The following is a 2,401-nucleotide window of genomic DNA, read 5'->3' as shown; positions in this document are numbered from 1 at the left end:
GAAAGAAAGGCTGCAGCCGCGCCATCTGCGCCTCCGTCAGCCAGAAAAGGTTGCTCATCGCTCAGTCTCCTTACGGAGGCTGAATCACGCCGCAGACGCAAGATCAATGGGTCCTGACCCTAAAGAACTCGCCAGAATCCGCAACTTTCACTAGGTACGCATCTGGCGCAGTTGAAAAGAAGACGGGAAGAAGTGACACTACTTGCACGTGAGACAGCACCTACGCCAGTTTGCACCTGTCAAGACGCCCAAGGTCGCTTGCGCGAGAATCAATCACTCCTTGAAGCAGCCATCCGTTTCGAGAAAAGATCTATTGCGGCGCCATAGATCATTCCAACCTTACCTCTCTCAAGTATGTTGACTTTGTTCGCGACGACGTCTTCTCTATACTTGAGTATACTGTCGTCAAAGAATCTCGCCTGAGCGCGCGATTCAAAGTATTTTTGAGTGTGCCTTACTTGCTTTACGATCTTGGGTGTAGCGCCTCTTCCCCTTTTTTGTCGCAGGACGAACTCGGGGAAAGTACGAATAGAATAGTGATTGATTTGGGCAAAATCAAAAGCTTTCGAATTAGCTCCGGGACTACGAAGAAAATCGTAGTGACAGTCACCTATTGAGGAGACCATCACATTCTGAATACCGGCAGAAGTGCTAACCTTAAGAGTGCTTCGGTCCCCAACAAATCCAACTGGGCCGTGCGGCTTTAGTTTTGCAAAGCGCGAAGGCTGGCGGATTAGGCTCTTTGCTTCCGAGCTAAACCCAACCATTTGACTGAAGCGAAACATGAATCGAACGGATGAATCATTGTCTTCCCATCTGCTGTGTGGAAAATTTCCGAAGGTGGCGCTGTTTATGGAAACTACATCTACGTCAGGTGAAGTTCGCCTTATTAAGTCATCAATCCTTCCCTGACCGAGCTTAACATTTAGCAACTCGTCGGCATCGAGAACCAATAGCCATTCGTAGTCATCGATGGCAAACTTTGACTTTGCCAACGACAATCCGAAGTCTTGCGGGCTCATTTCATCAGGTGCTTGACAAGAGATGTGTTTGATTACCCCCGCGTCTCTCATTGCATCTGCCAACTCTTCCGTGAGATCATCACTGGGGTTTGTTACAAGGAGTATTTCTTTAAATCCCACCGCTAGGTGGTGCGCAACGAACTCTAGAAGATATGGCGCTTCATTCTTCTGTACAGAAAGAAGAGCAGTTGACATGATGATCTTACGCTCTCCGTCGCCAATACCAACGCGATGCAATCTCGCGATGGTATATCATTTGTCGCGACTATCTTCTAGATGGGCCTGCTAAACAAGCGCCTTTCGCGTAGGACTCTCCAAGGAGGTGCGCATAGGTCTTGCGACCTACGAGTTTGGTGACAAGCCTTCAGCCCCCTTGTTCGTCAGCATAGGGCGTCGGGGCAACCGTTGTGACGTGCCGCTTTCGCTCAGTCTTGTGGTGTAGGCTCCCATCAGTGCAAGCGGGAGGCACGTATCAGCACCAGACTTTGCAATGATTAAGTGTATGAGGGTTCGGCGACGGCGACCCAAACAGGAGGGAGAATAGGGTTAACCTCGGTCGGCTTCGGCGGAGGCTAAGTAATGCAGCGGGTCCAGCCCAGCCGACTTATTCAGGGAAGCACAGAAGTTGCTTTCCCGACATTTCATATGCTGAGGCACTGTTGTGTCTAAGCTATAGACATTCCATAACTTTTGCGCCAGAAGTTAGGACGGACACTGCACGGGTTCGTTGGGGCAGTCCACAATCTCCACCAGTAGTCGCGAAGGCAGGTGGAGGTGCTCCACTGTGATCTGGAAGAGGAATGGAACGGACCTTCCAGCCAACTTTTTTTGATAGCGGTAAGCGTAAGCTGTCCGCTCAGGTCTCGCGGAAGGCGTTGCGGAAGTAGTCGGTGAGCGGTTTCAGGAGGTAGGAGAGCGGCGTGCGGTCGCCGGTGCGGATGAAGACGTCGACCGGCATGCCGGGGACGACCTGGGCATCGCCGAGCGTCTTCAGGGCGGCGGCGTCGATGGCGACTTCGGTGCGGAAGTAGCTTGCGCCGCTGCGGTCATCGGTCAGCGCGTCGGCTGACACCAGCGTCACCTTGCCGATCACCTCGGGCGTGGAGCGGGAGGGCAGCGAGGAGAAGACCAGCCGGACATCCTGGCCGGAATGGACCTCGTCGACATGGGTGACGGGCACGCGCGCGGCGACCAGAAGCGGGCGGTCCTGCGGGACGATGAACATCAGGGCGTCGGCGGGGCGGATCACCGCCTGTGGCGTCGTCACCTGCAGGCCAAGCACCAGGCCTGCGGCGGGCGACCTGACCTCCAGCCGGGTGATCCGGTCGGTCAGGGCGCGGGCCTGCTCGTCCAGCTGGCTTTCGCTGGCCACCACGTCG

2 protein-coding genes are annotated in these 2,401 nt (G+C 54.6%); both read right to left on the bottom strand.

Translation table 11 applies throughout. The features are described from left to right. Positions 1–269: 269 nt before the first annotated feature. Positions 270–1,217 (bottom strand): glycosyltransferase family 2 protein, encoded by a 948-nt coding sequence (locus AC2EAL_RS21745; protein WP_484726326.1) that lies wholly within the window; start codon positions 1,215–1,217, stop codon positions 270–272. 661 nt (positions 1,218–1,878) lie between these two features. After that, on the bottom strand, positions 1,879–2,401 hold a 523-nt coding region (locus AC2EAL_RS21740), incomplete at its 5' end, for a beta-barrel domain-containing protein (RefSeq protein ID WP_484726325.1).

The sequence above is a fragment of the Tabrizicola sp. T74 genome, from assembly GCF_057219935.1.
The sequence above is the reverse complement of the archived record's forward strand: the minus strand, read 5'-3'. Positions and strand labels throughout refer to the sequence as shown.

What these genes read in the sequence shown, in the direction of transcription:
- AC2EAL_RS21745 (WP_484726326.1), bottom strand. Translation starts at nt 1,217, where the DNA reads ATGTCAACTGCTCTTCTTTCTGTACAGAAGAATGAAGCGCCATATCTT.